Raw genomic sequence first — 2,816 nt, forward strand, 5'->3', positions numbered from 1 at the left:
CAACCAGGCCGTCTGGAAGGTCTGGCGGCCGGAGCCGGCGCTGAGGCGCTGGCAGGACGTGGCGCTGATGATGCTGGCGGCGGCGGGCATGGGGCTGCTGGTTCTGTGGGAGAATCCCCTGGTGCTGTACCCGCTGGCGATTGCCAGCGCCCTGTCGGTGTTGGGGCTGCTGACCGTGGTTTACAGCGTGATGGCGATCATCCTGCTCCGGCGCGAGAATCGCGCCCGGGGCTGGAAGGATCTGGTCCTGCCAGGCCTGCTGGGCGCGACCCTGGCCCTGGCGCAAATCGCGCTGATCGACTGGATTCGCTTCGCAGTGACCCAGACCTGGAACGGCTTTGTGCTCTAAGGAGGAGAAACTGGAATGACTGAACTTGCAGGTGTCCTCACGGCCTTCGGCCTGGCGGCCAGCGCCGGGTTGAACGCCTATGTGCCGTTGCTGACCATCGCTCTGATGGCGCGCTTCACCAACCTGTTGACGCTGTCGGAACGCTGGGAGCCGCTGACCAGCTGGTGGGTGATCGGCGCGCTGGTGATCCTGACGGCGGTGGAGTTCTTCGCCGACAAGGCGCCGGCGATCAATCACGTCAACGACGCCATCCAGACCTTCGTTCGTCCGGCGGCCGGGGCCGTGCTCTTCGCCGCCAGCACCGGCGCCGTGACCAACATCCACCCGGTGGTGGCCATCATCGCCGGTCTGCTGGTGGCGGGAACGGTCCATGCGGTCAAGGCCGCCGCCGTTCGTCCGGCGATCACCGCCACCACCGGCGGGGCGGGCAACGTCCCGGTGAGCATCGCCGAGGACGTCACCGCCACCGTGCTCTCGATCCTGGCGATCCTGGTGCCGATCGTGCTCGGTTGCCTGATCGTCCTGTTCACGGCATTCGTGATATGGTGGCTGTGGCAGCGGAGCGATGCCCATAGGGTCGCCCCACTCCATTCGTGATCGAACCTACTCTGGAGGAGATGCAATGACTGAAATGAGCACTGCCCCCGAAGTGCAGCCTGCCGGGCGGACCAGCACCATGGCCCTCGTCAGCCTGATCGCCGGCATCGTCGGACTGACGATCCTGCCCATCCTGGGCAGCATCACGGCGGTGATCACCGGCTACATGGCCCGCAAGGAGATCCGCGCATCCGCGGGCGCGGTGACGGGCAGCGGCATGGCGACGGCCGGCCTGATCATGGGCTGGATCGGCGTGGTTGTGGGCGTGGGCCTATTGTGCATCGCGTGCGTGCTCCTGGTGGCGGTGCCGGCAGGGATCTTCAACGCCGCCGGTCAATACGGGTCCGTCATCCAGAGCCTGTTGTTCGTCTAGATACCTACTGGAACAGGCCGCTGCCCCGGGCAAGACCCGGTGCGGAGGTGTCGAGTCTGCCTTCAGCCTGCCTTGCCCTCGGCAGGGAACCTTGCTGGGCAGCACTCCGGGAAGGGAAGCCGTCCAGGGGAGCCGACAAACCCCGGCTCTGCCTGAAGGAGGAATAGGGGATGACTGAGCCGACATCTCCGTCTGTCGAGCCCATGGCCGCGCCGAAGCGGTCGCGGCCGATCTGGCTGGTCGTGCTGATCGTGCTGGTCGTGGTGTGCTGCTGCTGCGCCGCCCTCAGCATTCTGACCGTCAGCCTGTGGAACTTCGGTGATCAACTGCTGGGCCTGACCCGGCTTCTGGCGACCAGCGTCCTAGCCTGAGGCCGGTCCTTCGACCAGGGCCACAACCTGGGCTTCGCCAACCAAGACGTGGGGTTTGGGCTACGGCCAAGCCCCACGTCTCGCGTCAGGCGGGCCCGGCGGGGCGGCCACAGAGCCTGCGACCGAGCGACCGGCCGACCGAGGCTCCGAGGGCTACTCCGGCGGGTGGCGATCGGCGAAGGGTCCCTGGCGCTGGCGCGCCAGCGCTTGCAGTTCGTCCAACGCTTGTAAGGCGCGCTGGCGCTCGGCGGCAGGGATCTGCAGCGCTTCGAACTCCTCGAGGTCCAACACCGCCATCCGGCCATCCGGGAAAACCAGCAAGTCGAGGGCCAGGTCCTCGCAGGTCAGGCTGTGGCTGTCGATCGTGGCCGGGCGGGCGAAGTTGCAGTACCAGCCCTTGAAGGCGGCGGTCTCAACATCGTGAATGGCGAAGATGTTGTACCAGCGGTCGTTGTAGTAGGTCTCGACGAAGCGGTCGCCGCGCCGCAGCTGCATGCCGTTGAAGGCAGTGTCCTCCCGATCGAAGAACGCCAGCAGCACGATATGCGAGGCGCTCGCCTCCAGCACTTCTCCGGGGTAGTGCCACACCTCCCGGCCGGCAGCGTCCAGCTTGTGCACGATGAACGGCGGTGGGTCTTCGCGCCTCATGCGCGGTCGCCGTCCGGCACGCCCAGGGTGTGCAGTAGTTCGGCGACGAGTTCACCAAAGGCCGGGCGCGCCACCATGCTCTGGCGCCGCGGGCGGGGGAGCGGAACCGGGACGTCGCCCACTACTCGCCCGGGGCGGGCGCTCAAGACCAGGACCCGGTCGCCGAGGTAGACCGCCTCGTCCACATCGTGGGTGATGAACAGAATCGTCTGACGCAGGCGCTCCCACAGCCCGAGCAGCCAATCCTGCATCTCGCGGCGGGTCAGGGCGTCCAGCGCGCCGAACGGCTCATCCATCAGCAATAGCTGCCTCTGACTGAGCACTGCCCGCAGCAAGGCTGCCCGCTGGCGCATGCCGCCGGAGAGCGCCGCCGGATAGGCCTCGGCGAAGCCCTCCAGCCCGAACAAGGGCAGCATTTCCAGCGCCTGCTGGCGCGCCAGGCGCGGGGATTCCCCGCGCAACTCCAGCGGCACAATGA

The 2,816-nt window shown here is 67.3% G+C and carries 6 protein-coding genes; 4 read left to right on the forward strand and 2 right to left on the reverse strand.

All coding sequences use genetic code 11. From position 1 onward, the window contains the following. The 4 genes from MUO23_05335 to MUO23_05350 all read left to right on the forward strand — a co-directional run. Positions 1 to 349 (forward strand): hypothetical protein (locus MUO23_05335; protein MCJ7512376.1); only part of this gene is annotated, 349 nt, incomplete at its 5' end. A 15-nt stretch (positions 350 to 364) separates the two neighbouring features. Continuing rightward, entirely contained in the window at positions 365 to 946 is a 582-nt protein-coding gene (locus MUO23_05340) for a DUF4126 domain-containing protein (protein MCJ7512377.1), read from the forward strand. A 25-nt stretch (positions 947 to 971) separates the two neighbouring features. After that, positions 972 to 1,319 carry a DUF4190 domain-containing protein gene (locus MUO23_05345; GenBank protein MCJ7512378.1) on the forward strand — a complete coding sequence of 116 codons (348 nt, stop codon included), beginning with the start codon at positions 972 to 974 and terminating at the stop codon, positions 1,317 to 1,319. 170 nt (positions 1,320 to 1,489) lie between these two features. After that, entirely contained in the window at positions 1,490 to 1,690 is a 201-nt protein-coding gene (locus tag MUO23_05350) for a hypothetical protein (GenBank protein ID MCJ7512379.1), read from the forward strand. A 153-nt stretch (positions 1,691 to 1,843) separates the two neighbouring features. Here MUO23_05350 and MUO23_05355 read toward each other — a convergent pair whose 3' ends face one another. Together MUO23_05355 and MUO23_05360 are read right to left on the reverse strand one after the other, a co-directional pair. Further along, positions 1,844 to 2,338, reverse strand: coding sequence for a DUF402 domain-containing protein (locus MUO23_05355; GenBank protein ID MCJ7512380.1), 495 nt, complete (start codon positions 2,336 to 2,338; stop codon positions 1,844 to 1,846). Next, positions 2,335 to 2,816 (reverse strand): ABC transporter ATP-binding protein (locus tag MUO23_05360; GenBank protein MCJ7512381.1); only part of this gene is annotated, 482 nt, incomplete at its 5' end. The genes MUO23_05355 and MUO23_05360, both read right to left, overlap by 4 nt.

The sequence above is a fragment of the Anaerolineales bacterium genome, assembly GCA_022866145.1.
Taxonomy (GTDB): Bacteria; Chloroflexota; Anaerolineae; order Anaerolineales; family E44-bin32; genus PFL42.